General features: G+C 66.5%; 22 protein-coding genes and 1 tRNA gene. 6 read left to right on the top strand and 17 right to left on the bottom strand.

The features are described 5' to 3' along the window. Nucleotides 1-10 precede the first annotated feature (10 nt). The 8 genes from addA to BRAD285_RS33065 form a co-directional block, all read right to left on the bottom strand. Nucleotides 11-3484, bottom strand: coding sequence for a double-strand break repair helicase AddA (gene addA / locus BRAD285_RS33100; protein WP_035645784.1), 3474 nt, complete (start codon nt 3482-3484; stop codon nt 11-13). After that, on the bottom strand, nt 3478-6624 hold the full coding sequence (gene addB, locus BRAD285_RS33095) for a double-strand break repair protein AddB (RefSeq protein WP_006611143.1): 3147 nt from the start codon (nt 6622-6624) through the stop codon (nt 3478-3480). The genes addA and addB overlap by 7 nt, the downstream gene beginning before the upstream one ends. Nucleotides 6625-6966: 342 nt before the next feature. Further along, nucleotides 6967-7689 carry a nucleotidyltransferase family protein gene (locus BRAD285_RS33090; RefSeq protein ID WP_006611144.1) on the bottom strand — a complete coding sequence of 241 codons (723 nt, stop codon included), beginning with the start codon at nt 7687-7689 and terminating at the stop codon, nt 6967-6969. 157 nt (nt 7690-7846) lie between these two features. Continuing rightward, nucleotides 7847-8155 (bottom strand): PilZ domain-containing protein, encoded by a 309-nt coding sequence (locus BRAD285_RS33085; RefSeq protein ID WP_006611145.1) that lies wholly within the window; start codon nt 8153-8155, stop codon nt 7847-7849. A 233-nt stretch (nt 8156-8388) separates the two neighbouring features. Continuing rightward, entirely contained in the window at nt 8389-9891 is a 1503-nt protein-coding gene (locus tag BRAD285_RS33080; protein WP_006611146.1) for an ammonium transporter, read from the bottom strand. 39 nt (nt 9892-9930) lie between these two features. Further along, nucleotides 9931-10269 (bottom strand): P-II family nitrogen regulator, encoded by a 339-nt coding sequence (locus tag BRAD285_RS33075; RefSeq protein WP_006611147.1) that lies wholly within the window; start codon nt 10267-10269, stop codon nt 9931-9933. A gap of 323 nt (nt 10270-10592) precedes the next feature. After that, nucleotides 10593-11897 carry an ammonium transporter gene (locus BRAD285_RS33070; protein WP_006611148.1) on the bottom strand — a complete coding sequence of 435 codons (1305 nt, stop codon included), beginning with the start codon at nt 11895-11897 and terminating at the stop codon, nt 10593-10595. An 83-nt stretch (nt 11898-11980) separates the two neighbouring features. After that, the gene (locus BRAD285_RS33065; RefSeq protein ID WP_006611149.1) at nt 11981-12319 is read right to left on the bottom strand and encodes a P-II family nitrogen regulator; all 339 of its coding nucleotides are present in this window, start codon (nt 12317-12319) and stop codon (nt 11981-11983) included. 208 nt (nt 12320-12527) lie between these two features. Between BRAD285_RS33065 and BRAD285_RS33060 the strand changes: the two genes are divergently transcribed. Further along, the gene (locus BRAD285_RS33060) at nt 12528-13403 is read left to right on the top strand and encodes a DUF4339 domain-containing protein (RefSeq protein ID WP_006611150.1); all 876 of its coding nucleotides are present in this window, start codon (nt 12528-12530) and stop codon (nt 13401-13403) included. A gap of 5 nt (nt 13404-13408) precedes the next feature. Here the strand turns inward: BRAD285_RS33060 and tesB are convergent, their stop codons facing one another. Continuing rightward, nucleotides 13409-14284 carry an acyl-CoA thioesterase II gene (gene tesB / locus BRAD285_RS33055; RefSeq protein WP_006611151.1) on the bottom strand — a complete coding sequence of 292 codons (876 nt, stop codon included), beginning with the start codon at nt 14282-14284 and terminating at the stop codon, nt 13409-13411. Between the two features lie 167 nt (nt 14285-14451). On the opposite strand from tesB, the gene BRAD285_RS33050 reads away from it, so the two are divergent. Further along, nucleotides 14452-15672 (top strand): ubiquinone biosynthesis hydroxylase, encoded by a 1221-nt coding sequence (locus BRAD285_RS33050; RefSeq protein WP_006611152.1) that lies wholly within the window; start codon nt 14452-14454, stop codon nt 15670-15672. 159 nt (nt 15673-15831) lie between these two features. Here the strand turns inward: BRAD285_RS33050 and BRAD285_RS33045 are convergent, their stop codons facing one another. Genes BRAD285_RS33045 through BRAD285_RS33035 form a run of 3 tightly spaced genes read right to left on the bottom strand, consistent with a single transcriptional unit; the run spans nt 15832 to nt 17554 of the window. Continuing rightward, nucleotides 15832-16755 carry an alpha/beta hydrolase gene (locus BRAD285_RS33045; protein WP_006613416.1) on the bottom strand — a complete coding sequence of 308 codons (924 nt, stop codon included), beginning with the start codon at nt 16753-16755 and terminating at the stop codon, nt 15832-15834. Nucleotides 16756-16758: 3 nt separating this feature from the next. Then, nucleotides 16759-16956: a Trm112 family protein gene (locus tag BRAD285_RS33040; RefSeq protein ID WP_006613415.1), complete on the bottom strand. Its 198-nt coding sequence runs from the start codon at nt 16954-16956 to the stop codon at nt 16759-16761. A gap of 55 nt (nt 16957-17011) precedes the next feature. Further along, nucleotides 17012-17554 carry a TetR/AcrR family transcriptional regulator gene (locus tag BRAD285_RS33035; RefSeq protein ID WP_006613414.1) on the bottom strand — a complete coding sequence of 181 codons (543 nt, stop codon included), beginning with the start codon at nt 17552-17554 and terminating at the stop codon, nt 17012-17014. Nucleotides 17555-17643: 89 nt separating this feature from the next. On the opposite strand from BRAD285_RS33035, the gene BRAD285_RS33030 reads away from it, so the two are divergent. From BRAD285_RS33030 to BRAD285_RS33020, 3 genes are all read left to right on the top strand, one after another. Beyond that, nucleotides 17644-17994, top strand: a complete 351-nt coding sequence (locus BRAD285_RS33030) for a hypothetical protein (protein WP_006613413.1) — start codon at nt 17644-17646, stop codon at nt 17992-17994. Nucleotides 17995-18278: 284 nt separating this feature from the next. Next, nucleotides 18279-18626 carry a cupredoxin domain-containing protein gene (locus tag BRAD285_RS33025; protein WP_244422288.1) on the top strand — a complete coding sequence of 116 codons (348 nt, stop codon included), beginning with the start codon at nt 18279-18281 and terminating at the stop codon, nt 18624-18626. A gap of 11 nt (nt 18627-18637) precedes the next feature. Then, nucleotides 18638-19468, top strand: coding sequence for an FTR1 family protein (locus BRAD285_RS33020; RefSeq protein WP_006613411.1), 831 nt, complete (start codon nt 18638-18640; stop codon nt 19466-19468). Nucleotides 19469-19483: 15 nt separating this feature from the next. Here BRAD285_RS33020 and BRAD285_RS33015 read toward each other — a convergent pair whose 3' ends face one another. Further along, entirely contained in the window at nt 19484-20158 is a 675-nt protein-coding gene (locus BRAD285_RS33015) for an LON peptidase substrate-binding domain-containing protein (protein WP_006613410.1), read from the bottom strand. Nucleotides 20159-20206: 48 nt separating this feature from the next. Continuing rightward, nucleotides 20207-21127, bottom strand: coding sequence for a thioredoxin (gene trxA / locus BRAD285_RS33010; protein WP_006613409.1), 921 nt, complete (start codon nt 21125-21127; stop codon nt 20207-20209). Between the two features lie 289 nt (nt 21128-21416). Here trxA and BRAD285_RS33005 point away from each other — a divergent pair. After that, nucleotides 21417-21491: transfer RNA gene (locus BRAD285_RS33005), tRNA-Gly, on the top strand. 54 nt (nt 21492-21545) lie between these two features. On the opposite strand, the gene BRAD285_RS33000 is transcribed toward BRAD285_RS33005, so the two are convergent. The 3 genes from BRAD285_RS33000 to BRAD285_RS32990 all read right to left on the bottom strand — a co-directional run bounded on the left by BRAD285_RS33000 (nt 21546) and on the right by BRAD285_RS32990 (nt 25840). After that, nucleotides 21546-22985 (bottom strand): caspase family protein, encoded by a 1440-nt coding sequence (locus BRAD285_RS33000; RefSeq protein ID WP_006613408.1) that lies wholly within the window; start codon nt 22983-22985, stop codon nt 21546-21548. A 109-nt stretch (nt 22986-23094) separates the two neighbouring features. Further along, nucleotides 23095-24399 carry a nicotinate phosphoribosyltransferase gene (gene pncB / locus BRAD285_RS32995; protein WP_006613407.1) on the bottom strand — a complete coding sequence of 435 codons (1305 nt, stop codon included), beginning with the start codon at nt 24397-24399 and terminating at the stop codon, nt 23095-23097. Next, nucleotides 24365-25840 carry an amidase gene (locus BRAD285_RS32990; RefSeq protein WP_006613406.1) on the bottom strand — a complete coding sequence of 492 codons (1476 nt, stop codon included), beginning with the start codon at nt 25838-25840 and terminating at the stop codon, nt 24365-24367. Before BRAD285_RS32990 ends, pncB begins: the two co-directional genes overlap by 35 nt. Nucleotides 25841-26108 lie beyond the last annotated feature (268 nt).

Below are 26108 nucleotides of genomic sequence, written 5' to 3'. Positions count from 1 at the left end.
GCACGCTCACTCAGTCGTGCTGGGATGGCAGCATGGCGTCCAGCGCGGAGGCTGGAAGCTCCATGAATTCAGGGGCTTCGGTCCAGAGCAGCGCGGCCCGGACGGTCCGCCCGGGGTACAACTGGCCGAGCACGGCCCGGTACAGCGCGAGCTGGCGGACATAGGCCTCGGGCACTTCGGATAGCCCTGAGGGCGGCTGCTGGTTGGTCTTGAAGTCGACGATCAGCACCTCGGCCTCGGTGACCACCAGACGGTCGATCTGGCCGGACACCAGCGCCGCCGGCTGCGCGGCCAGTGCGAGCCGGCCGACGATGGAGACCTCCGCCCGGCTGCCGGGCGCGAACACCGCCGCGAAGCGGGGGTCGCCGATCACATTGAGCACGCCGTCAGCGAGCCTGTTTCGCTCGTCCTCCACCCAGTCGGGGGCATTGCGCAGCAGATAGCGAAGCGCGGCTTCCTGCCGCCGCTCCGGCGGCACATCGGGCAGCGACTGCAGCAAGCGGTGCACCAGCGTGCCGCGCTGCATCGCGAGACTGCGCGCGGCGAGCGATTCGCCTGATCGCACCGGCCGCTCGTCTGCGGAAGGATCGGAGGGGCGGAGCACGGCAACCTCGCCGGGCGCCTCGATCGCCGCCGTGCGCAGCCAGGACGGCAGTTCGACCGCTGTCTCCACCAACTGCCGCGCTTCGTCCTTCGCGGTCTCGGCAATGTCCTCGGCCCGCGCGTAGCGCTTGACCGGCCCGTCCTCGGTCTCGATCACCTCGACCTGCAGTCCCGCCGCATCGAGGCCGCGGGCCATCAAGTCGTACCAGCTTCCGCCGCGGACGTTGTTCATGTTGCCCGGCATGCAGCCGCCGATGACGAGACGGTCCGCAGCGCGTGTCATCGCGACATAGAGCAGCCGGCGATATTCGTCCTCGGTCTCCTTGAGCATCGCCACCCGCGCCGCCGCAACCGCTTGCGGATCGTCCGCCTTGCGTCCGGCCCAGACCACGATCTCCCGCTCGCCATGCGGCACGTGGATCAGCCGCAGCCGCTGCGAATCCGCCGGCGACGAGGTCGTATCGACCAGGAACACCACGGACGCTTCGAGACCCTTGGCGCCGTGCACGGTCATCACGCGCACTTCGTCGCGCGAGATCTCCATGTCGCGCTTCACCTCGGTGTCGGCAGCGCGCAGCCAGGCGACGAAGCCCTGCAGCGACGCCGGCGCCTTGCGCTCGTAGGACAGCGCCAGCTCCAGGAATTCATCGAGCGCGTCGTTGGCCTCGTGGCCGAGCCGCGCCAGGATGCGCCGCCGGCCGCCACCGCCGCCGAGCAGCCAGGCGTAGAACGCGAACGGCGTGTCCTCGGCCGCGCGACGCTCGCATTGCTGCAGCCGCCGAACGACCGCTTGTAGTCGTGGGTCATCAGCGGCATGCGCACTCAGCGCCTCGCGCAAGCTGCCGCGACGCTTCCAGGCCAGCTTGAACAGATCGTCATCGTCGAGGCCGAACAGCGGGCTCTTCAGCGCCGTCGCCAGTGCGAGGTCATCCTGCGGCAGCAGCAGCGCGTCGGCGAGGTTCATCAAATCGATGATCGCGATGTGCTCGGTCAGTTTTAAACGGTCGGCGCCGGCCACGGGAATGCTGGCGTGCTTCAGCGCCTGGATGACGGCGTCGAACGCATTGCCGCGCCGGCGCACCAGGATCAGCATGTCGCCATAGCTCAGCCGCCGCCGCGCGCCGTCATGGCCGGTCATGGTGCCCACGCGGATCAGCCGCTTGATCTCCGCCTGGATGCGCCTAGAGAGCTTCACCTCCGGGCTCGTCACTGAGACGCCGTCGAACGGCGCGCGCCAGCCCTCGATCTCCTTGCGATCGTCGCGCTCGCACAATGACCACAGCTCGACCAGGCTCGGCCCGGCGTCGGTCAGCGCGTTGTGGATGGGGTAGCCGATATCAGGCGAATGGATGCTGCTATAGACCTCGCGCTCGCGGAAGACATGGTCGACGGCATGCAGCACCGTCGGCCCGGAGCGGAACGAGTAGGTGAACGACACCGGATCGAACAGCAGGCCGGCGTCGGTGAAGCGCTTCTGCAACTGGCGCCGTCGCGCATCGAATTCATGCGGGTCGGCGCCCTGGAACGAGAAGATCGACTGTTTCTCGTCGCCGACCGCGAAAATCGTGCGCGTCAGCCCGTCGCGCGCGCCGGCGCCCGACGTGAACTCCTCGATGATGTGGGCAACGATGTCCCACTGCCGCGGGCTTGTGTCCTGTGCCTCGTCGATCAGCACGTGGTCGACGCCGCGGTCGAGCTTGTAGTGCACCCAGCCGGCGGAGACGCGGTTCAGCATGACCAGCGTCTTGTCGATCAGGTCGTCATAGTCGAGCAGCCCGCGCTCTTCCTTCTCCCGCCGATAATTCGCGGCCGCCGCGGTCGCGATCTGGAGCAGCGCCTCGGTGCGGTCGCGCACGACGGCCGCGCGGCGCTTCTCGATCAGGCGGTCGAGCCGGCGCGCTTCCGCGTCGAACAGGCCGGCGAGGCCGGGATTGTTCTCGGCGAACTTCTTGGTCAGCACCGATTTGCGCGGTTCCTTGTCGTCGGTGAGGAAGACGCGAAGATATTCATCGACCTGATCGCTGCCCGAGAACGCCAGCGCCGCGCGCAACTGGTCGGCCTGCTTCTGGTCGGTCTTGGCTCCGCCGTCCAGCCGGCCGGCGATCTCGGTCCAATCGGCGCGCGGCAGATTGGGGCCGTCGAGAATGTCGCGCTCGATCGCCTCCAGCGTCTCGTCAGCGCCGATGCCGAGCACCTCGCCGAGATGCTGCGCGGCGACCTCGACACGGCCGGCGCCATCGGTCCAGGCCATGAAGTGATCACGGCTGAGACAGGCCTCGCGCACGACCTCCTTGAAGGTGGAATCGGCGGCATTGGCCATCGCGACCTGCAGCGCGCGGCCGACCGCGCTGTCCGGCGCGCGGGCCGCGTCGAGCAGCACCTTGAGATTGGCGCGCTCCATCATCTCGGTCTGGTCGCGCTCGTCGAGCACCGAGAACCGCGCCGGCACATTGGCCTCGAACGGAAACTGTTGCAGCAGCCGCGTGCACAGCGCGTGGATGGTCTGCACCTTCAAGCCGCCCGGCGTCTCCAGCGCGCTGGCGAACAGTTTTCGCGCCGACGCGCGGAGCTTCTTGTCGGAGGTGAGAATGCCGGTGGACTTGATCGCGCTGTCGAGCGCGTCGTCGTCGAGCGTGACCCAATGGCCGAGCGTCGAGAACACCCGCTCGGCCATGTTGGCGGCGGCGGCCTTGGTGAAGGTGATGCAGAGGATCTTCTCCGGCGGCACGCCATCGAGCAGCAGCCGGATCACGCGCTGCACCAGCACGTGCGTCTTGCCCGAGCCGGCATTGGCCGACACGAAAGCCGACGCGGCCGGATTCGACGCGCGCGTCTGCGCGTCGCGCACGGCCTGCGGAATGGGGCGGGGCGCCTTCACCATCCCTCCACCCCCAGTCCGCCCGCGGCCGACCATTCCTTGATGCGCGCGAGGTCGTCATAGCTGCCGTAGCGGTTTGCCCACATCGACAGGTTCAGCGAGGTATAGCCCTGATTGGGGTCCTCGAAGCTGCGGATCAGCTCTTCCAGCTTGTTGCGTGCCTCCTGCGCGGCCTGGTCCGGATGCTGCGGCGTGTCGCTCTTGTTGATCTTCAGTTCGAGGATGCGCTCCTCGCCCGGCGGATTGTTGCCGGAGAGCCTGACGTAGACGAGCTGGCTGATCAGGCTGCCGGCCGGAATGCCCTCGAAGCCGCCCTCGCGCAGGATCGCGGCTTCGAGCGTGAGCTGCGGCGACAGGCCCATGCGCACCTGCTTCGCCGTCGGCGGCTGGCCGGTCTTGTAGTCGAGGATGGCATAGGTGCCCTCGGCGCGCTGCTCGATGCGGTCGGCGCGCGCTGACAGCATGAACGTGCGGTCCGGCCCCAATGGAATGCCGATCTCGCCGCGGATCTCGGCGGTGATCGCCCCGATCTGCTCGCGCCGCGCGGTCTCCCACGCAGCAAACCAGCCGGCGATGCGCTGGAAGCGCGGCCACCACAGCGCGCGCGCTTCGGGGCGCTCCATCAACGGCGCAAAATGCTTCTCGCCGATGACGCGCAGTGCATGCGCCGGGTGCAGCGGAAGCTCCTTGGCAAAGGTCTGCGTGAACTCGCCGATCGCCTCGTGGATCGCCGAGCCGCGATCGGCCGCCGACAGCGGCATGTCGACGGGATCGAGCGGATCGAGCCGCAGGATGTATCGCGCGAAGATGGTGTAGGGATCGCGCAGCCAGTCCTCGATCGCGGTCACCGACATCCGCAGCGGCCGGGCCTCCAGCGGTGGCTTCGGCGCTGGCTGCTCGACCGGCTTCACCTCGCGGGGCTGGTCCAGCACCTCGGCATAGCGGACATAGGTGTCGCCGCGTGCCTCCGCCGCCTTCCACCGCTCGGCACCGGCGACGGCTTCGAGGCGATGCAGGAAGCGCGAGGCCACGGCCGGCGCGCCGCCGGATTTCGCGGCGTGGGTCAGGATCACCTCGGGCGCCCCCAGCAGCTGCGCGAAGTCGTGCGCGGAGAGGCCGATGCGGCGCTCGGGCAGATCGAGGCCGAGCTGATGCCGCATCGGCCGGCTCAGCCAGGGATCGATGCGCGGCGCCGGCGGCCAGATGCCCTCGACGAGTCCGCCGATGATCATGCGGTCGGCCTGCATCAAGCGCGCTTCGAGCGGGCCGTAGATCTGCAGCTGCGCGCCGTGGCGCTCGGGGCGGCGCACCGCGCGGTCGGAGAAGGCGGTATGGAACAGGTCCGGATAGTCCGACAGCGGCGCCATCAGGCCGCAGCGCTCGCCGGATGCGAGCAGATCATCGAAGCAGCGCGCCAGCGCGGAGCCATCACGATCAGTGAACGCAGTCGTGAGGCCGACATCGTCGGTCGACAGCGCGATCAGCACCTCGCGATGCCGCGCGGCCAGCTCGGCGAAATCCTGCGGTCGCGGAGAGGCGAGATTTTCAAGCGGTGCCAGCGCCGTCTGCAGTTGAGTGATCAGCGCGGCCGCCTGGTCGAGCTGCTCAGGCTTGAGCCGCGCGCGCGGTTCGGCGCGGTGCAGCGACGACGCTTCGCCTTGGTGCAGCTTGGTGTGCTCGTCGCGGAAGCGCGCGAAGTCGCGCGCGAGCCCGCTGGTGCCGGCTTGCGGACGGGTGCCGCGAAGCAAGGCGAGCTCCAGCGTCTCGATCGCTTGCTTCCAGCCGTTGGCGGCGCGGCCGAGTCGGCACAGCGGATGCTTGAGCAGCGCCAGCAAGGTGGGCGGCTCCAGACCGCGCGCGGCGGCTTCCGCGGCGAGCCGAGCGAAGACGCCGGCCGGTGTTTCCAGCAGCGCGTCGCCACCGGAATCATCGAAGGTCAGATGCCAGCGCGTCAGGGCGGCCATCACGCGGCGCGCGAGCGCGCGGTCCGGCGTCACCAGCGCGGCGGACTTGCCGACATGGCGCGCCTCGCGCATGGCGATCGCGATCGCCAAGGCTTCCATCTCGGGATTGGGCGCGGCGACGACGGCGAGATTGTCCATCGCCTCCGCGATATTGGCGGCGATGTCGAACTGGCGCAGCCGCTCGTGCCACACGGCGGTCGCCTCGGATGGCCGCATCGCTTCCGAGATCAGCACCTCGCGGCCGCCGCGGCCGGGCGGCACGAGCCGAACGACGTCGCGCCGCTCCAGGCCGAAGCGCTTGAGCAGCAGGTGCATCGCATATTGCGGATGATTGACCGCCGGCGGCGTGATCACGCGGCCGGAACGATCCTTGGCGCCGCCGATCGAGCTCCATGCGGCTTCGTCGAGATCGGTGTCGAGCCCCGGCAGCACGACCGCGCCATGCGGCAGCTTTGCGACCGCGAGCAGGAACTTCGCCGTCGCCGGCATCGAGCCGGTGGATCCCGCCGCGATCACGGGGCCATCGGGATGCGCCGAGAGGCGCGCGGCTTCGGCTGATATCAGCAGATCCCGCCGCGCCGCCGGCTCGATCCGCTCGATCTCCTGCAGATAGGCCGGCCACGCCGTGCGCGCGATGCGCAGGAACTCCAGCGAGTACTGCCAGTATTTGTCGAGCTGATCCGGCACCAGCGCGTCGAGCGCGTCCCAGGACACGCCGCGTGTGACCATGTCGTCGATCAGCCGCGCCAGGTCACCAGCGAGCGCCAGCGTGGAGGCGGGACCACCGATCACCAGCGGCGCCGACACCGGCGTCTTCGCCCAGGCCGCGACCAGCCGCGCCAAGGTGAGCCGGCGCTGCAGATCGTCGAGACGCTCCGGAATCTCCAGCGGCGCGGGGCCGAGGAACGCGTCGCGATCCTCGGCAAAGGCGAGTTCATCCTCGTCGATGTCGCCGAGTGCGACGAGGCGCGGCAGCACCGCAGCATCGGTCTTCAGTTCATCCAGGAACATCTCGCGCGCGACCCGGAGCGAGCGGCGTGTCGGCAGATACAGCGTTGCCGTCGCGAGCCGGGCGGGATCGCTGCGGGCTGCGAACCCGTCGACCAGCCGGCCGTCCACCAGCGCCGCGATCACGCTGCGCAGGAACGGCGCGGAGATGGGAACGGTGAAGACGCGCATGGCCTGCGATTCGCGGGTGGATCTAGGCGTCTATATAGGGAGCGGTGGACGGAAGGTCATATCCGGGGTGTGGATGGGTGTTGATAGCTGCGTGACCCATCTTCCGGTGTCGGATGGCGCCCCCACGTAAGGCAGTCCAAGCCCTCCGCTATCATCGCCGGGTTCAACCGGGCGATCACAGCGGAGGTTGTTGGAACCAGCTGCCTACCTCGTCGTCATTGCGAGCGCAGCGAAGCAATCCAGAGTCACGCCCGGGGCCCTGGATTGCTTCGCTGCGCTCGCAATGACGGAGAGGAACGCAGACGTCGCCACATCGGGCCACGCTGTGCGTCGGGTCGGAGATTACGCCGCGCTCTCCAGCAGCGCTTCTTCGGCTTCCACCACCGCAGCCGGCGTGCCGACATGCATCCAGACGCCTTCGAGGCGCAGGCCGAACAGGCGGTCCTGCTCGTTGGCCTTGTCGAACATCTTGGTCAGCGAGAACTCGCCCGACGGTGCGCCGTCGAAGATCGAAGGCGAGATGATGGCCGCGCCGGCGTAGACGAACGGGACCACCTGGTGCTCGCGCCGCTTGCGCAAGGTGCCGTCGGCGAGCATCGCGTAGTCACCCTGGCCGGAATAGCCGATCGAGCTCGCGGTCGGCGCCATCAGCAGCATGATGTCCATCCGCTCGGGATCGAACGCGTCGGCGAGGCGGGTCAGATTGTGGCGCACGCCCTCGATCCACATCGTGTCGGAGTTGACGTGGAAGAACGGCGCGTGGCCGAGCAGCGGCAGCGCCTTGACCACGCCGCCGCCGGTGCCCAGCACCTGGTCGCGCTCGTCGGAGATGGTCACGCGGGGCGCGCTGCGCGTCGCGGTGTGCTCGATGATCTGGTCGGCGAGGTAATGCACGTTGACGACGGCCTCGGTGACGCCGGCTTCCGCCAGGCGGTCCAGCACGTGATCGAGCAGTGGGCGTCCGGCGACGCGCACCAGTGGCTTGGGCATCGTGTCCGTCAGCGGGCGCATGCGCAATCCGAGACCGGCGGCGAGGACCATGGCTTTGTGCGGGTGGACAGGCATCTCAGGGCATCTCGATCCAAGGTGGTATGTGCGAATCATACCACGCAAAAACATCTATCGTCTCGGTCGGTTGCGATAGCCCGGCCCGATGACGAATATGCGACGGCCGCTTGCCGCCGTCGTGATGCAAGATGCCGCAGCGGTGTTTAGCCGGCCGTCAGACCTCGGCAGCGGCGCGCTTGTTGGCTTTCTTCTTGCCACCCTGTTTCAGGAAGGTGACGCCGATCTGGTCGCCATTGACCCAGGCGAGCTCGCAACGCCGGTAGGCGAGTCCGGTGGACGACAGCAGCAGGAAGAATTCCTTCAGATGCAGGCCCTCCACGGAGCCCTCGACTGTCAGCTTGGCGCCGGTCTCGGAGACGTCCTCGATGGTGCAGTTGCGCCGCCAGGTGCCGTCGATGCCCATCATGAAAGCCGGGATGCCGCGCTCGAAGACGACGCGCTCGCCCTTCATCCGCTCTGCCATCGCAACCTCCATTCCCGCGCGGCGTCGGTGGTGCCGCTGGCCGCAAGGTAAGCGGGGATGGCTAAGAACCGGTAAAGCTACGGGGTGGGTTGTCGACGCGGCGCGACGATGCCGCCGCAAAAAGAAAGGGGCCCCAGCTTGCGCTGGAGCCCCTCAACGGTCAGGGCATTGCCGGGTATTTGCCCGAACCGAAGTTGCGGACCTGGCCCGGTGGGGCCAAGTCCCGGGAGAACTCAGTAGTTGTAGGCGCGCTCGCCGTGATCGGTGATGTCCAGACCCTCGCGCTCCTGCTCGACGGTCGGGCGCAGGCCGATGATCACGTCGACGACCTTGTAGAGGATCGCCGAGCCGACACCCGACCACACCAGCGTGGCGACGACAGCCTTGATCTGCGCCAGCATCTGCGTGGCGAAGTCATAGGTGCCGGCGTTGTTGCCGGTGATGTTGGTGTAGTCGGTGATGCCGACGCCACCGAGGGCCGGGTTGACCAGGATGCCGGTGCCGAGAGCGCCGATGATGCCGCCGATGCAGTGCACGCCGAACACGTCCAGCGCGTCGTCATAGCCCAGCGCGTTCTTCACGGTGGAGACGAAGAACAGGCAGATCGGGGAGACGATCAGGCCGAGGACGAGAGCGCCGATCGGGCCGGCCAGACCGGAGGCCGGGGTGACGGCGACGAGACCGGCGACCGCACCCGAGCAGATGCCGAGCAGCGAGGGCTTGCCCTTGACGGCCCATTCGCAGAGCAGCCAGGACAGCGCCGCACCGGCGGTGGCGACCATCGTGTTGACGAAGGCCAGCGCGGTGACGCCGTTCGATTCCAGGTTGGAGCCGGCATTGAAGCCGAACCAGCCGACCCACAGCAGCGCAGCGCCGATCATGGTCATGGTCAGCGAGTGCGGAGCCATCAGCTCCTTGCCGTAGCCGGTGCGCTTGCCGATCAGGACCGCGCCCACCAGGCCGGCGATGCCGGCATTGATGTGAACGACGGTGCCGCCTGCGAAGTCGAGGGCGCCTGCGCCGGCGAGCCAGCCGACCGCACCGGTGACTTCATCGAGCTTGGCCTGAGCGGCGGTCTTGGCAGCAGCGTCGCCGGCGGCAGCGAGGGCCTTGGCAGCGTTGGCGACGTCATCCGGAGCGGCGATGTACCAGACCCAGTGCGCGATCGGGAAGTAGATGAAGGTGACCCAGAGCAGCACGAACAGCATCACCGCCGAGAACTTGATGCGCTCGGCGAAGGCGCCGACGATCAGGGCCGGGGTGATCATCGCGAAGGTCATCTGGAACACGAAGTAGGCGAGTTCCGGAATCACGACGCCGTTCGAGAAGGTGGCCGCCGTCGAGTTGGCGTCGACGCCGTGCAGGAAGGCCTTGGAGAAGCCGCCGATCCAGGAGGTCATGCTGCCGCCGTCGGTGAAGGCGAGCGAGTAGCCGTAGAGCGTCCAGACCACGCCGACCATGGCGACGATCGCGAACACCTGGGTCAGGACCGAGGCCATGTTCTTGGTGCGGACGAGACCGCCATAGAACAGCGCCAGGCCGGGGACGGACATCATCAGGACGAGCGCGCTGGAGATCAGCATCCAGGCGACGTCGCCCTTGTTGGGAACGGGGGCGGCTGCAGCCGCGGCGGCCGGGGCGTCTTCGGCGAATGCCACATCGGCGAGGCCTGCGACACAGAGCCCGGCAATTGCGAGCGTAACCCATCCCGCGCTGGTTGGACGTTTGAACGTCATTTTATTCTACTCCGTAAGTGTTCTGGTTTGAGCGCGAAATCAGAGTGCCGCAGCGTCCGCTTCGCCGGTGCGGATGCGCACGGCGTGGTCGAGGCTGATGACGAAGATCTTGCCGTCGCCGATCTGGCCGGTCTTGGCGGCCGAGGAGATCGCATCGATGGTCTTGTCGACCTGGTCCGAGGGGATCGCGACCTCGATCTTGATCTTGGGCAGGAAGCTCACCGCATACTCGGCGCCGCGGTAGATTTCCGTATGGCCTTTCTGCCGGCCGTAGCCCTTCACTTCGGTCACCGTGAGACCATGAACGCCGATGGCGGTCAGGGCGTCCCGGACTTCTTCGAGCTTGAATGGCTTAATGATCGCCATAACAATTTTCATGGGTCCAATCCCCGCTTGGGCCCGGTACGGACGTTACCGAGCGCTTCCTGTCGACTGAGGTTCACCACGCGGAGAGAGCTTCACGACGCGGGCACAGCCGGCGGCCATAGAATCAAATGCCGTGCCAGACGGCCGGTCAGGGCTAACGAGCCGTGAATGCTGGCCTTTTCAGCCTGCCGGGGGGTGCGGGGGGACTGCGCTATTCGGTCGCGCCCATCAAATGGGCATTCCTGCGCAAAAACTGCGCAGGTCAGGCTCAAGACACAATGCTGCTCACTGAGCGGGCAGTTTTCTCCGACTCAGAACGGGTCAGATGCCGCCAATTACTGCAGGGCCTCGCCGTGCTGGGAAATATCGAGGCCCTCGAGTTCCTGTTCGCGGGACACCCGCAGCGGCACGAAGGCGCTGACCAGCTTCAGGAGACCCCAGGTGACGCCGCCGGACCAGACCAGGGTGACGGCCACGCCGTAGAGCTGCGACAGCAGCTGCTTGGGGTTGCCTTCGATCAGCCCGGCCGTGCCGCCGATCGCCGCCGTGGCGAACACGCCGGCCAGCACGGTGCCGGTGAGGCCGCCGATGCCGTGGACGCCGAACACGTCGAGCGAGTCGTCATAGTTGAAGCGATGCTTCAGCGAGGTGCAGGCCCAGTAGCAGATGATGCCGGCGAGCGCGCCGATGACGAGACCATGCCAGGGTGCGACGTAGCCGGATGCCGGGGTGATGGTGCCGAGGCCCGCGACCGCACCGGAGATCATGCCGAGCACCGACGGCTTGCGCCGGGTCGACCATTCCAGCGCGCCCCAGGTGACGGCGCCGGCGCAGGCGGCGAGATGCGTGGTGAGGATGGCCATCACGGCGTGCGCATTGGCTCCCAGCGCCGAGCCGCCATTGAAGCCGAACCAGCCGACCCACAGCAGGCCGGTGCCGACCACCGCGAGCGACAGGTCGAAGGGCGACAGGTTCTCGCTGCCATAGCCATGGCGGCGCCCCATCACCAGCGCCGCGACCAGCCCGCCGGTGCCGGCCGAGAGATGCACGACGAGGCCGCCGGCGAAATCGACCACGCCTGCCTGGGCGAGGAAGCCGCCGCCCCAGATCCAATGCGCCAGTGGCAGATAGACGAAGATGAACCAGGCGACACCGAACACCAGATAGGCCGAGAACCGCATGCGGTCGGCGACCGAGCCCGCCACCAGTGCCACCGTGATGATCGCGAACGTCATCTGGTACAGCATGAACAGCGCTTCCGGGATCGTCTTGGCGCCGGGATGCACGCTGTCCATCCCCATGCCGGCGAGGAAGGCGCGATCGAGCGTGCCGATCCAGGCGCCGTCGCCGACGAAGGCGAGCGAATAGCCGAACGCGACCCACAGGATCGAGATCAGCATCACGGCCGCAAGGCTCTGCGCCATCGTCGCCAGCACGTTCTTCTTGCGCACCATGCCCGAGTAGAACAGCGCCAACCCCGGGATGGTCATCATCAGCACCAGCGCGGTGGCGACGATCATCCAGGCCGTGTCAGCCGGATCGATCGTGGACGGCGCGGCGGCCCAGGCTGGCGTGGTGAAGATGATGGCCGCGGCCAAGGCCACAGGCGCGCGCAGGCAACGAGACACAAAGGTCCCCATGACAGTCCCCCCGGCATGTCGGATCAGATTGAGAGTTGTCGTGCCGCCGCGCCATTGCGGCGGACGGACCGTGGGCTCGCGACCTACAGCGCGTCGCTGTCGGTCTCGCCGGTGCGGATGCGGCGGGCGTGGTCGATCGGCGTCACGAAGATCTTGCCGTCGCCGATCTGGCCGGTGCGCGCATGCGTGGTGATCACCTCGACCGCCTTGTCGGCGATATCCGTGTTGACCGCGATCTCGATGCGCAGCTTGGGCAGGAAGTTCACGACATATTCGGCGCCGCGATAGATCTCGGTGTGGCCCTTCTGGCGGCCGTAGCCCTTGACCTCAGTGACGGTCATGCCGTGGACGCCGATCGCGGTGAGGGCCTGGCGCACCTCGTCGAGCTTGAAGGGTTTGATGATCGCGACGACGAGCTTCATGGGCGGGCCTTGGGTTCCTCGGAGCTGAGCAGCCTGTTTCGCAGGCAGGAATGGGTCGGCTGTTTTGGCCTGTTCATAGGCAAATGGCACAAAATCAGCGCAGCGTTAAGTGAAAACGTCAAGGAGTGACGGATATCACTGAACGCAATCAGCTCTCGCACGACAGACTGAGGACGTTTTTTCTGCCTTCTCTCCTCAAGGATCCCCTATGTCGAATCGTTCCTGGTATTACGCAGCCCAAGGTCAGCAACAGGGCCCGATCTCGGAAGACGAGCTGCGCGATCTGATCGCGCGGAGCGTCGTGACCGCCGAGACGCTGCTGTGGAGCGACGGCATGGCCGGCTGGGAGAAGGCCGGACGGATCCCCGGGCTGATGTCGGGGGTACCGAGCATGGCACCGGGAGCGCCGCCCGCGTTCAACACCGAGGCCGCCGCGCCTTCCGGCGCGCTCGCGGTCAAGCTCGACACCTGGGGCTTTTTCGGCCGGACATTGCTGTACGTGTTCGGCCAGTTCCTGGTCGTGGTGACGCCGTGGACCGCGGTCTATCTCTACCGCTACGTCATCGAGCGGATGCAGGTGCCCGGCAGGCCGAATCTCGGATTTACCGGCCAGCCGCTGGACATCTGGTACGTCTTCATCGCGATGGGCGTGCTGACCTATCTCGGATTCAGCAGCAGCGTCATCCTCAGCCTGATCTCGACCATCGCCCCCGCCTTTCTCGGATGGATGGTGCTGCGCTGGGTCTTCACCAAGCTGACCTCGAATGGCGAGCCGCTGCCGGTGCGGTTCGAGGGCAACCCGCTCGCCTATGTCGGCTGGTACCTGCTGCTGCTCGTCTCCTGCATCAGCATCATCGGCTGGGCCTGGGTGCTGACGGCGTGGATGCGCTGGATCTGCCGCAATGTCCAGGGTTCCCGCCGCGAACTCGTGTTCACCGCGTCCGGTCTGGAGATGCTGTGGCGAACGCTCGCAGTCTCGATCGCCTCCATGTTCATCATCCCGATTCCGTGGCTGCTGCGCTGGTACAGCGCCTGGTACCTGTCGCAGTTCGCGCTGGTGCCGCGCGGCTCGCAGCCGGTTTGATTCAACTAAGACCGGCGCTCGCGGATCGATCCCTCCTGCGCGACGGAGGCGACCAGCGTGCCGTCGGGCTTGAAGATCGAGCCGCGGGTCAGCCCGCGGCCGCCCTGCGCGCTCGGCGAATCCTGCGCATAGAGCAGCCATTCGTCGGCGCGGAACGGCCGGTGAAACCACATCGCGTGATCGAGCGAGGCCGGCATCATGCGCTTGTCGAACAAGGTGCGGCCGTAGCGCGCCATGACGGCGTCGAGCAGCGAGAAATCCGACGCATAGGCCAGCGCGCACATGTGCAGCGCCGGATCGTCCGGCAGCTTCGCCGCCGTCTTGATCCAAACGTGGATGCGGCCGTCCTCGATCTTCTCACCGAAGTAGCGGTTGAGCTCGACGGGGCGCAATTCGATCGGCCGGTCGGATTCATAGTAGCGGCGGATGAAGTCCGGCATCCGCTGGAAGACCTCCTGAAACATCGGCTGCTTGGAGATCTCCTCGGCCGTCAGCTTCTCCGGCGGCGGCACGTCCGGCATCTTGTCCTGGTGGTTGAACGCGCTCTCCTCGTCAGAGTGGAATGAGACCATGATCGAGAAGATCGCATTGCCGTGCTGGATCGCGGTGACGCGTCGCGTTGCATAGCTCTTGCCGTCGCGCAGCCGTTCGACCTGATAGATGATCGGCACCTGCGGGTCGCCCGGCAGAATGAAATAGCAGTGCAGCGAATGCGGCAGCCGGCCTTCGACGGTACGGCACGCCGCCATCATCGCCTGGCCGATCACCTGGCCCCCGAACACCCGCTGCCAGCTGGTCTTCGGGCTGTTGCCGCGGAACAGGTTCACCTCGATCGGCTCCAGATCGAGGATCGAGATCAGGTCGATCAGTCCCTTGGACATGGCGTGGTGCTTTCGCTGGCTCGGCCGACGGCGTTGGCCCGTTTGGGCAGGTATTTAGCAAGGATCAGGCATCGGCAATCGGCGGATCGGGGATTGCGGCCCTTGGTTCTGCCCCCTGTTTCGCCTAGCTATACTCCACCCGCAAGAGCAACCGTGAGCCAAGTGCCATGACGACACAGCGAAGCATTGTCATTTGTGGCGGCGCCTTTGCCGGCCTGGCGCTGGCGCTGGCGCTGCGGCAGGGCCTCGGTCCAGAGGTGCCGGTGATCGTTGCCGATCCGGCGCTGGCCAACCGGCCGAGCCGCGACCCCCGCGCCTCCGCCATCGTCGCCGCCTGCCGCAAGCTGTTCGATGCGATCGGCGTCTGGGCCGATGTCGCGCCGGAGGCGCAGCCGATCCTCGACATGGTCATTACCGATTCCAAGCTCGAGGATGCGACGCGTCCGGCGTTCCTGACTTTCGCCGGACAGGTCGAGGCCGGCGAGCCGTTCGCACACATGGTCGAGAACCGGCTGCTGATCGACGCGCTGGTCAAGCATGCCGAGGCCGCCGGCGTCGAACTGAAGGCTGCGCCGGTGACCGGCTTCAAGACGCGGACGGACGCCGTCACTGTGACGCTCGGCGACCGCAGCGAGCTCGAGGCCAGCCTGCTGGTGGCGGCCGATGGCGCGCGGTCGAAGCTCAGGGAGCGCGCCGGTATCCAGACCCATGGCTGGGACTACGACCAGTCCGGCATTGTCGTGACCGTCGGCCACGAGCGCGACCATGGCGGCCGCGCCGAGGAGCATTTCCTGCCGCCCGGGCCGTTCGCGATCCTGCCGCTGACCGGCAAGCGTTCGTCGCTGGTGTGGACCGAGCGGCGCAGGGAGGCGAAACGCTTGGTCGAGCTGAGCGCGGACGAATTCCATGCCGAGCTGGAGAAGCGCGCCGGCCTGCATCTCGGCGAGCTCACGGTGCTCGATCAGCCCCGCGCATTTCCGCTGTCCTATTTCGTCGCGCGCTCCTTCATCGCGCCGCGGCTGGCGCTGGTCGGCGATGCCGCGCATGTCATCCACCCGATCGCGGGGCAGGGGCTCAACATGGGCCTCAAGGACGTCGCGGCGCTGGCCGAGGTCGTGGTCGATGCGGCGCGCATGGGCATCGATCCCGGGCAGGTCGACGTGCTCGAGAGCTATCAGCGCTGGCGCCGCTTCGACACGATGGCGATGGGCGTTGCCACCAACTCGCTGAACTTCCTGTTCTCCAACAAATCGACCCTGCTGCGCACGGTCCGCGACATCGGGCTGGGCCTCGTCGATCGCGCGCCGCCGTTGAAGGAGCTGTTCATCAAGCAGGCCGCGGGCCTGACCGGCGAGATGCCGCGGCTGCTGAAGGGCGAGGCGCTCTAAAGCATGATCCGGAAAAGTGCGCAGCGGTTTTCCGAAAAGATCATGCGCAAACAATAACCTAAAGCGCGATGACGATTCATCCTGATCTCATCGCGCTTTAGAGCATGATCCGGAAAAGTGCGCAGCGGTTTTCCGAAAAGATCATGCTCAAACAAACGACTAACGCGGGCCGGCGGCCGAAATGAAGCCGGAGACGGCCTCGACCATGTCGGGATCGAGCGGGCGATCGGGATCATTGTAGGTCGACAGGTTCTCGTCCTCATTGGCGACGTCGACCAGGACGTGGTTCATCTCCGGCAGCCACAGCGTCTTGGCGGCCGGGGCGGCAGCCGCGAGCGCGACCATGTCGAGGCGGGCAACCTGGGAATCGCGAGCGCCGCCGACGATCAGGATCGGGATCACGATCTGCTTCAGCGGATCGATGGGATCTTCCGCGAAGGCGGAGCCGATACCGGGCTGCATGCTCGGCGTGATCGGCAGCTCCGGCGGGGGAGGGTCCACCACTTGGCCTGCCATGATCGCGTCGATCGCCTTGGCGACCGGCTCCATCTTCGCGGCCGGCAGCTTCCTCTCGAGCTGCGTCTTGAGCAGGTCACCCTGCCGCCGCGCCGACGTCGCGAGCAGGACGAGCCGGTCCACCGGCGTGCGGCGGGCGGTGAGAATGGCGACGAGGCCGCCCTCGCTATGCCCGACCAGCACGATGCGGGCGAACTTGCCGCGCAGGAAGTCGACCAGCGACGCGCTGTCGTCGACATAGTCCTTGAAGCGGAAGTCCTCGGGCCTTCCGAACTCCGCCTTCCAACCGCGCGCGCCGCGCTTGTCATAGCGCAGGCTGGCGATGCCGCGGGTGGCGAGCTGCTCGGCCAACTTCTTCAAGGTCGCCGGCTTCAGCTGCGGCCCGTTGCCGTCCCGGTCCGTCGATCCGGACCCGGCGATGAGCAGCGCGACCGGCGGCCGCTCGACTCCCGCAGGTGTCGTCAGCACCGCGTCGATGGCCCCGACGCGGATGGCGCTCTCCTCGGCGCGGAGCAGCGAGGGGACCATGGCCAGCGCGAGCGCGCAGCAGATGACGACGGCCCGCATAGGTCAGTCGATCTTCCGAGCTTCCTCGGGGAGCATGATCGGGATGCCGTCGCGGATCGGATAAGCGAGCTTGGCCGAGCGCGACACCAGCTCCTGCTTGGCGGCATCATACTCCAGCGGACCCTTGGTCATCGGGCAGACCAGGATTTCGAGCAGCTTGGGATCGACGGAATTGGCGGGGCGTTCGAGCGGGGCGTTCATGGCAGGGTCTCCGGCGGGGCGCTCTGTAGCATATTCGCGACGACGCTGTCCTCACTCAAGGCTCGTGCAGCGCGATCCGGATCAGCTCATTGATGACATTCTGTTGCTGCTCGGGCGGCAGCTGCCGGTCCGACAGCGCGTAGCCGAGGAAGGCCCAGTAGAGCACCTGGGCGCGCGCCTGCGCGGGCGCGGCCGGCAGGCCCTGGGCTGCGAGCAGACCTTCGATATAGCCGAGCCGGCGCTTGTCGATCGCCTGAACCGCCTGGCGCGCCAGCGGACTGGACGCCGCCCAGCTGCGGACGGCCCGCTCCAGGGTCAGCCGGATCGACAGCGTGCGGCGCAGGAGTACGGCAATGGCGGGCTCGTCGCCGACGCTCGCCTCCACGCCGGTGATGATCTGCTCGGCCGCGATCTCACGCCAGCGTTTCAAGAGCTCGGCGTGAAACGCCGCCACGTCCGCGAAATGCCAATAGAAGCTGCCGCGCGAGACGCCCATGACCTTGGCCATCGGCTCGGCCTTCAGCGCCGTGAACCCCTTGCCTGCCAGGATCTTGAGCCCCTGGTCCAGCCAGTCCTGCTGCGAGAGTTGATCGTTCATGCCGTGCCCTCTTGCCGGACCATACATAAGTGTATTGACGACTGCCAGTTCAGGGTTCATGTTCCATACATAACTGTATGGAGGCGACCATGCGTGACGTGCTGTTGCAAGCGGCCGGGGTGACCGCGATCATCGTAGCGCTCATCCACGGCGTTCCTGGTGAGACGGTCGTGTTCGCGCGCGCTTCGATCGCACCCGAGCGGCTGCGGACGCTGCTGCGGGTCGTCTGGCAAGCCAGCACGGTGGCCTGGATCGGATGCGGCGTCCTGCTGATTGCAGCGCCCTGGATGGAGTCCGAGCCGGCGCGGCATTGGACCGTGCTGACCGCGATCGGCGTGTTCGGCCTGGCGGCGCTCGGCAACGCCTGGGCGACACGCGCGCGGCATTTCGGCTGGATCATGCTCGCCGGCGTGGTCGCGATGGCTGCTGCGGGCTACTGAGCCACAAGGTGCAGTCATGGCGCAATGGCGCCGACACCTTGGCGAGGCGGCGGCGTGCAACGCGCCGCCACGTCTCGGGAGAGTTCGGCCGCACTCCGCTCACGCCGATGCCACTGCCGCGACATATTCGGAAAGAATGGTTCCAACTTAGAAGGAGTCTCTTTGCAGACCCGGCGGCGGGCCGCTTAGCTGTTCGTCGTCGCGAACGGGTACCGCGCCGTCCCCTCGATGCGGTGGTGTACCAGTTCTCCGATTTGCTTGGCTGAATACGAGAGGACTGATCGATGTTGGTCGACGTGGTGCGAAGGTTGGTCGTTGCGGGCGGATGTCTCGGCATGGCGCTGCTGGCGACGCAAGTGCAGGCTGAGGGGCCGAACGAGATCTGCCTCACTTATGCGAATGGCCAGTTCGAGCCCAAGGAGCCGACGGTCCCCGCCGATGCGCCGCTGACCATCCGCGTCAAGAACATGGAAGGCAAGGCCATCGAGTTCGAGAGCGAGACGCTGAAGATCGAGAAGGTGATCGCGGCGAACAGCGAGGCCGTTCTCAATGTCCGGGCGATGAAGTCCGGTCGCTACGAGTTCTACAACGACTTCAACGAAAAGGCCCGCGGCTTCGTCAACGTTCAATAGGTCCTGCTGCCATGCTCGCTGCCCTGATCATCGTCTTCCGCGAAGTGTTCGAGGCCGGCCTGATCGTCGGCATCGTGCTGGCCGTCACCAGCGCCGTGCCGCATCGGTTGCGCTGGATCGGTGCAGGCCTGTTCGCCGGTCTGATCGGGGCCTGTGCGGTCGCAGCCTTCGCAGGCACGCTGACGCAATTGTTCGAAGGCATGGGACAGGAAGTGTTCAATGCCGCGATCCTGTCGACCGCGGTGATCATGCTGACCTGGCACAATGTCTGGATGGCGCGGCACGGCCGCGAGATGGCCACGGAGCTGCGCACGATGGGGCAGGCGGTCGCTGAAGGCGCCAAGCCGCTGGTCGCTCTGGCGACGGTGATCGCCATCGCGGTTTTGCGCGAAGGCAGCGAGGTAGCGCTGTTCCTCTATGGCGTGGCGGCCTCGGACGAAGGCGGCGGTCGCGCGCTGCTCGGCGGCGGCATGCTCGGCCTGCTGCTCGGCGTGGCCGTCTGTCTGGCAACCTATCTCGGCCTGATGCGGATTCCGCCGCGTGCGCTGTTTCGGACAACGACCGTTCTGATCACCTTGCTGTCGGCCGGCATGGCCGCCCAGGCGGTGTTCTTCCTCGCCCGCGCGAACTGGCTGACCTCGTTCGATCAGGTGATGTGGGATTCGAGCGCGGTCCTGCCGGAAAAGGGCCTGGCGGGGCGGACGCTGAAGGCGCTCGTCGGCTACACGGACCAGCCGACCGCGATGCAGCTCGCGGTCTATGTCGGCGTCATCCTGGCGACGGTCGCGCTGATGCGTCTCACCGCAGCGCCGTCGCCACGGCGCACGGTGGCCGCCGAATGATCACTGCACCAATGATCACTGCAATGGCGGATCGCCCGAGGTCCGCTTCTTGGCGAGATCCATCTCGGTGACGGCGACCAGAATCTCCGCGCGGGTCTTCAGGTCCGGCGCTTCGAGCATGGCCTGCTTTTCCGCGGGCCCGTAGGGCGACATCATCGCCAGCGCGTTGACCAGCGCTTCGTTCGGGGCCGCTTCGATCCCGGCCCAGTCGACCTTGAGATTGTTGGCCTTCAGGAAATCGGTCAGCACGGCAAGCAACGCTTCGCGGTCGACCGCGTCTTCGCCCTTGCGGGCGGTGAAGTCGTCGACGAACGGGAAGTAATCGACCCGGCACTGACGATAGGGCGTCAGCACCGTCATCTCCTCGGCCACCTTGAAGCGCGACACGCCGGTGAGTTCGAGGATGTAACGGCCGTCGCCGGACTCGGCGAGCTGCGTGATTCGTCCGACGCAGCCGACCTTGAACAGCACCGGGCGCTCCTCGCTGGAGGAATGCGTGACATCAGGCTGGATCATGCCGATCAGCCGATGGCCGTCGCGAAAGGCGTCGTCGACCATCGCGAGATAGCGCGGCTCGAAGATGTTGAGCGGCATTTGGCCGCGCGGCAGCAGCAGCGCCCCCGCCAGCGGGAACACTGGGATGATCTCCGGCAAGTCGGCAGGACCGCGATATTCGGCATTGATCGGCATGCGATACCTCGTGTCCGCTGAAGCGCCCGTGCTGCGCCTGGCTTGCGTTTACGAAAACAGGATCGTCGAGAGCCGCTTGCGGCCTTCGACGGTGGCTTCGTCAGCGCCGCCCCAGGCTTCGAAGAACTGCACGAGCTGCTTGCGCGCGCCGTCCTCGTTCCATTTGCGATCGCGCTTCACGATCTCGAGCAGGTGGTCGGTGGCTTCCTTCCGCTTGCCCGCGGCGTTGAGCGCGATGGCCAGATCGAAACGCGCCTGATGGTCGAGTGGATTGGCGGCGACCGTCTGTTCGAGTTCTCCGACCGGCCCAAGCGACTGCGCCTGCTCGGCGAGATCGATCGCGGCCTGCACCGCGGTCACGGCGGAATCGTTGCGCTTCGCTTCGGGAATCTGCGCCAGCGTCTCCTTGGCCTGGTCGATCGCACCGGTTTCGACGTAGCACTTGGCGAGCCCTGCGAGCGCCGGGATGTTGGCGGCGTCGAACGACAGGACCTCGGCGTAGATCTGGGCGGCGCCGGCAGGGTCACCTTCCGCAAGCGCCGCCTCGGCCTCTTTCAGGATCTCGGCAATGTCGGGCTCGCCGATGCCGGGGACGCCCTTGGTGATCTTCTCGATGAAGGCCGTGATCTGGCTCTCCGGCACTGCGCCCATGAAGCCGTCCGCGGGTCGGCCGCCGACGAAGGCGATCACGGCCGGAATCGACTGGATGCCCATCTGGCGGGGAATGGCCGGATGCTCGTCGATGTTCATCTTGACCAGCTTGACCTTGCCCTTGGCGGCCTGGACGGCCTTCTCGAGGATGGGGGTCAATTGCTTGCACGGGCCGCACCATGGTGCCCAGAAGTCGATCAGAACCGGCTGACGCTTCGATTCCTCGATCACGTCCTTCACGAAGGTCTGCGTCGTGGTGTCCTTGATCAGATCCGGCACCTGCGGCGCCGCTCCGTTGCCCTGCTCAACAATGGTCACGGGGGTCCTCGTCAGAAAAATACTGGGATGGACAGCGGGCCGGGAACCAGCCGCCGCTGCGCCTCAATACACGGTTTCCGTCACTTTAAGTGGCGGCGACCAGGGAAATTTCAATCCGTTTGGGCGACGGCTCGCCATTCGGCCGATTTGGACCGGTTTGGCCGCCTCCGACACCCAAAATTGAAGCGCATCAGGGTACGAAACCTGTCGCAGACCTGTTGCATTCGTCCGCGGCATTTGGCATAGGTCTGCGCGTCGCCGGCGGCCACAGCGCCCGGGCGTCACGGATGCGGGTGTAGCTCAGTGGTAGAGCACGACCTTGCCAAGGTCGGGGTCGAGGGTTCGAACCCCTTCGCCCGCTCCAAACCTTCCGCTCCGTTGCTTCTCTTTGAAGCGGCTTTTCCCTTGTGAAGGCTCCTTACTTGGCCGGCTGGTATTTGGCCCAGGCCGCGAATGCATCCGCGAACACGCGATCACCGCTCGGACCCTTGCCGAGGGCGAGAATACCGCGGCGCTGATTTGCGTACACGACCGGAATGTCGAACCACTCGCGACGTGCCAGCAGCTCCTCGTTGCGCGCGCGATCGGCGTCGACGTTGGAGAAGCCGACCAGGAACGAGCCTTCGGTGATCTTGACCGCAAGCCCTGCCAGGGGTGTGCCGCGCGCATTCTCTTCCGTCTTCATCAGTATTCCCGGCACATTGCTGACCGTGCTCCCGACGAAATCAGCCCCGGGACTGAATGTGAGTTCGGCGACATGGCTGGCAGGCAGGCTTGGATCCTCGTTGCGGCGCAGCTGTAGACTCATCTTCAGCTTGCGATCGGGAATGTCGATCTGGGCCCAGATCACTGGTACCGGCCGCCCCGCCGTCTTGACGGTCTCGAGCCGCCACGCCACCGAGCCAGAATAGCGCTTGCCCTTCGGATCGGAGACATCCTCGTCGTAGAGGACCGCAAGGCCAGGGGTCCGCGCGTCCTGGGCGACAGGAGGTGCCGCCGAGTTCGAAGGCGAAGCCGTGGCCTGGTTAGCGCTCGGAGCCGCGGGCTGTGCCGGCCGCAGGGTCGTGGTGGGATCGGGCTGAGCGCCGCCATCGATCTGGGTGAACATCACGAGCGGCTGCTGGGCGCCATTGGTGAGGCGCTCCACAGATTGCGCGGTTTGGCCGAAAACATCGACCAGCCGCCGATCCTGCTGCTGCAGCGCCTGGGCGAGCGCCGTTCCAAAGACGCCGTGTCCGTCTGAACCGCGCTGTCCGACCGTCCCGGGCTGAGCGGCGAAGGAGATCAGCGTGCGTGGGGGGACGCGCCCTGGGGAAAGCCCGGCCGTGAGCCCTGTGATGCCGCGCGGCTCGAACGGGTTGGCGCGGAAGGCGTCGAGGATCACCACGTTCTGCCGCCGGTCTGATCCTTCGAGCTCGCGCAGCACCGCGTTCAAGTCGCGCAGCTCGCGTTCGAGGTCCGCCGCCGTTGCCGGCGCCGCGTTGACCGGCACGAGATAGTTGGTGCCGTTCAGATTGAGCCCATAGCCCGCATAGTAGATCAGGGCGAGGTCGGCATCGGCAATGCGGCCCTTGAACTCCGCGAGCGCGCGATCGAAGCCCTTCTTGTCGAGGTCGATCTGCGCGACGCCGCCGCTCAGGATGAAGCCGAGCTGGGTGAGTTTGGCGGCCAGCAGCCGCGCATCGGAGGCAGGCTCGTCCAGCAGCGGCGCGCGCTCGTGGATGGAGTTGCCGATCACCAGCGCCACACGCTTGTCGGCGGCTGCCGGTCCCGTAATGGCCAAGATGGCGACGAGGACGAGGAGAAGGGTGGACAACTGCTGCCCAACCTCGCCGACTTGGGCGATCACCCGACGCATGCCCACGATCTCCTGCCACACGGTTTCCACGTTCGCGTGACGATTTTACCGCAACTCGAACAAAACCGGAACAAAAATCTCGACTGGACAGCGAAATTGCTGGATTTGCCTAGACGACCACCGGCGTCCGCACCCGGCCGGCGTCGCCGAACACGCGCAGATAACGGGCGATTTCGGCGGGGTCGCCGGTCGCCTTCTCCGGATTGTCGGACAGCTTGACCGCGGGGCGGCCATCGACCGAGGTCACCTTGCAGACCAGCGAGATCGGATCGAGATCGACCGAGCCATCCGGCGAGCAGCCGACAAAATCGTTGGTCAAATTGGTGCCCCAGCCGAACGACAGCCGCACCTGGTCGGAGAAGCGATGGTGGATCTGTTCGATCGATTCGACATCCATCGCGTCGGAGAACACCAGCAGCTTCTGCCGGGGATCACGCCCCTTCGATTTCCACCAGGCCATGATCTCCTCGCCGGCCTGGATCGGCGGCGCACTGTCCGGCCGGAAGCCAGTCCAGTCCGCCACCCAGTCCGGCGCGTCGCGCAGGAAGGCCTTGGTGCCGAACGCGTCGGGCAAGGCGATCAGCAGATTGCCGGCATAGGTCTGCCGCCACTGGTCGAGGATGCGATAGGGCGCGAAGCGCAGATCATCATCGTTCTTGGCCAGCGCCGCGGCGACCATCGGCAGCTCATGCGCATTGGTGCCGATCGCTTCGAGGTCGTTGTCCATCGCCAGCAGCACGTTGGAGGTGCCGGTGAACGAGGAGCCCAGCCCTTCCTTCACCGCCTCGACGCACCAGCGCTGCCACAAGAAGCCATGGCGACGCCGCGTGCCGAAATCCGACAGCCGCAGGCCCTCCAGCTTGCGTAGCCGCTCGACCTTGGCCCAGAGCTTCGCCTTGGCGCGGGCGAACAGCACGTCGAGCGCAAAGCGGCCCTGGCCCTTCATGGCCTGGCGCGAGCGCAGCTCGTTGACGATGGCGAGCGCCGGAATCTCCCACATCGTGGTGTGAGTCCACGGCCCGTGGAAGTGCAGCTCATACTGGCCGTCGGCCTTGTGCAGCTCGTATTCGGGCAGCCGGAAATTGGCGAGCCAGTTCATGAAGTCCGGCGAGAACATGTGGGTCTTGCCGTAGAAGGTATTACCGGCCAGCCAGATCAGCTCCTTCTTGGTGAAGCGGATGGTGCGGGCATGGTCGAGCTGGGCGCGCAGCTCGCCTTCGTCGATGACGTCGGCCAGGCGCACGCGCTTGGTGCGGTTGATGACCGAAAAGGTCACCTGCTGATTCGGGTAGAACTCCCGAATCATCTGCAGCATCAACAGCTTGTAGAAATCGGTGTCGAGCAGGCTGCGCACGATCGGATCGAGGCGCCAGCCGTGATTATAGGTTCTGCTCGCGATGTCTGTAACGGTCATGCGACGGTTTTACAGTGCTGGGCTGAAAGCCGCCACTGGACTTGTCGCAGTGGCGCTTGCGGCTAGTGAGGTGGTCGGACTGGCTCGGAAGCCCGTATTGGCCCGCCAGCAGCGGCACCCCGGGATCGAAGGCCAGGACGGCCTCGACCCATTTCGCGACGCGCAGGACCTGCAGATCGTTGCGATAGGGGCCGGCCACCTGAATGCCCAGTGGCAGTCCGTTCTTGCCGAACCCGGCCGGCAGCGCCACGGCCGGCGCTCCGACGAACGTCCAGGGCGCGCAATATTCGGCGTCCCCCGTCCAGTCGAGGCCGCGCGGCGCTTCGCCGAACGCCGGCAAGGTGAGCACGGCATCGAAGCCGTCGAGCTCGGCGGCCAGCGCTTTTTGCCGCTCGGCCTGTGCGGTCTTGGCGGCGAGATAGTCCATGGCGGACTTGGTGCGGCCGCTCTCGACGTGACCCTTCATCACGTCGCTGACGCGGTCGGGATAGCGGGCGATCAGACCGGAGAAGATCGTCGTCGCCTCGCTGAGCATGATGGTGTTGATCGCATCCCAGTTGGCCGTGTCGAGCTCGGTGAGCGTGACCTCCTCGACCACCGCGCCGGCGCCGCGCAGCCTGTCGCTGACGGACTCGAACACGCCCTTCTGCTCGGCTTCCGCCCGCTCCCATTTGGCAAAGCGCACCACCGCGAGCCGCGGCTTGCCGAGCGGCGTGAGACCGTGCGCGATATCGACCGTGAACGCCGGCAGCGGACGGCCGTGGAGATCATCCGCGCTTGTCCCCGCCAGCAGCGACAGCGCGAGGGCGACGTCATCGACACGTCGGGCGAAGAAGCCGACATGATCGAGCGAGGGGCTGAGCGGATGCACGCCCGTGCGCGGGATCGCGCCGAAGCTTGGCTTGAAGCCGACGACGCCGTTGAAGGCGGCAGGCCGGATCACCGAGCCGAGCGTCTGCGTGCCCAGTGCCAGCGGCACCAATCCGGCCGCAACGGCGGCCGCCGAGCCGGACGATGAGCCGCCCGGCGTGTGCGCTGGGTTCCAAGGATTGACGGTCGGACCGGGATGACGCCAGGCAAACTCGGTCGAGACCGTCTTGCCGAAGATCGTCGCGCCGAGATCGCGCAGCCGCGCCACCACCCAGGCGTCAGCATCCGGAACATGGTCCCGATAGATCGCCGAGCCGTTGGTCGTCGGCATGTCCGATGTTGCGATGATGTCCTTGATGCCGACGGGAATTCCGCCGAGCGGACCGCTCTTTGCCGTGACGTCGCGCGGGAGATATTCGAACGCCTTCAGCTGCGGCTCGATGGCCTGCGTCCGCTTCAGACAATCTTCACCATAGGCCGAGGCTGCAGCCGGATCTGCGGCGAATCGGTGCAGCAGCTCGAGTGCGCCTTCACCGGCCTTCGGCGTCTGAAGTTCGGATTGTCGCGACATCGGGGATCCCATTCGGCACGAGTCTTGGAGGCGCTGGCACGGCCCGCGTCCACCGCGACACCCTAGCGACTGACGATGCGCACGCCAATCGCGCCCGCGATCGGTGCATATGAGTACAGCGCATGGCCATTCTTTCCGTCGTCGCGACAATCGTCGGCGCGTCGCAAGCGCGCTCAGCAAATCAGCAGGTGGCATGCGATGAGTGCAGAGGCGCGGCGTGAGCGTCGCGCAAACTTCGCCGTAATCCGCTTCTCACCCGCGCAGGATG

The organism is Bradyrhizobium sp. ORS 285 (assembly GCF_900176205.1).
Taxonomy (GTDB): Bacteria; Pseudomonadota; Alphaproteobacteria; order Rhizobiales; family Xanthobacteraceae; genus Bradyrhizobium.
Note: the sequence above shows the minus strand (reverse complement) of the source record. Positions and strands in the feature narration are given on the sequence as shown.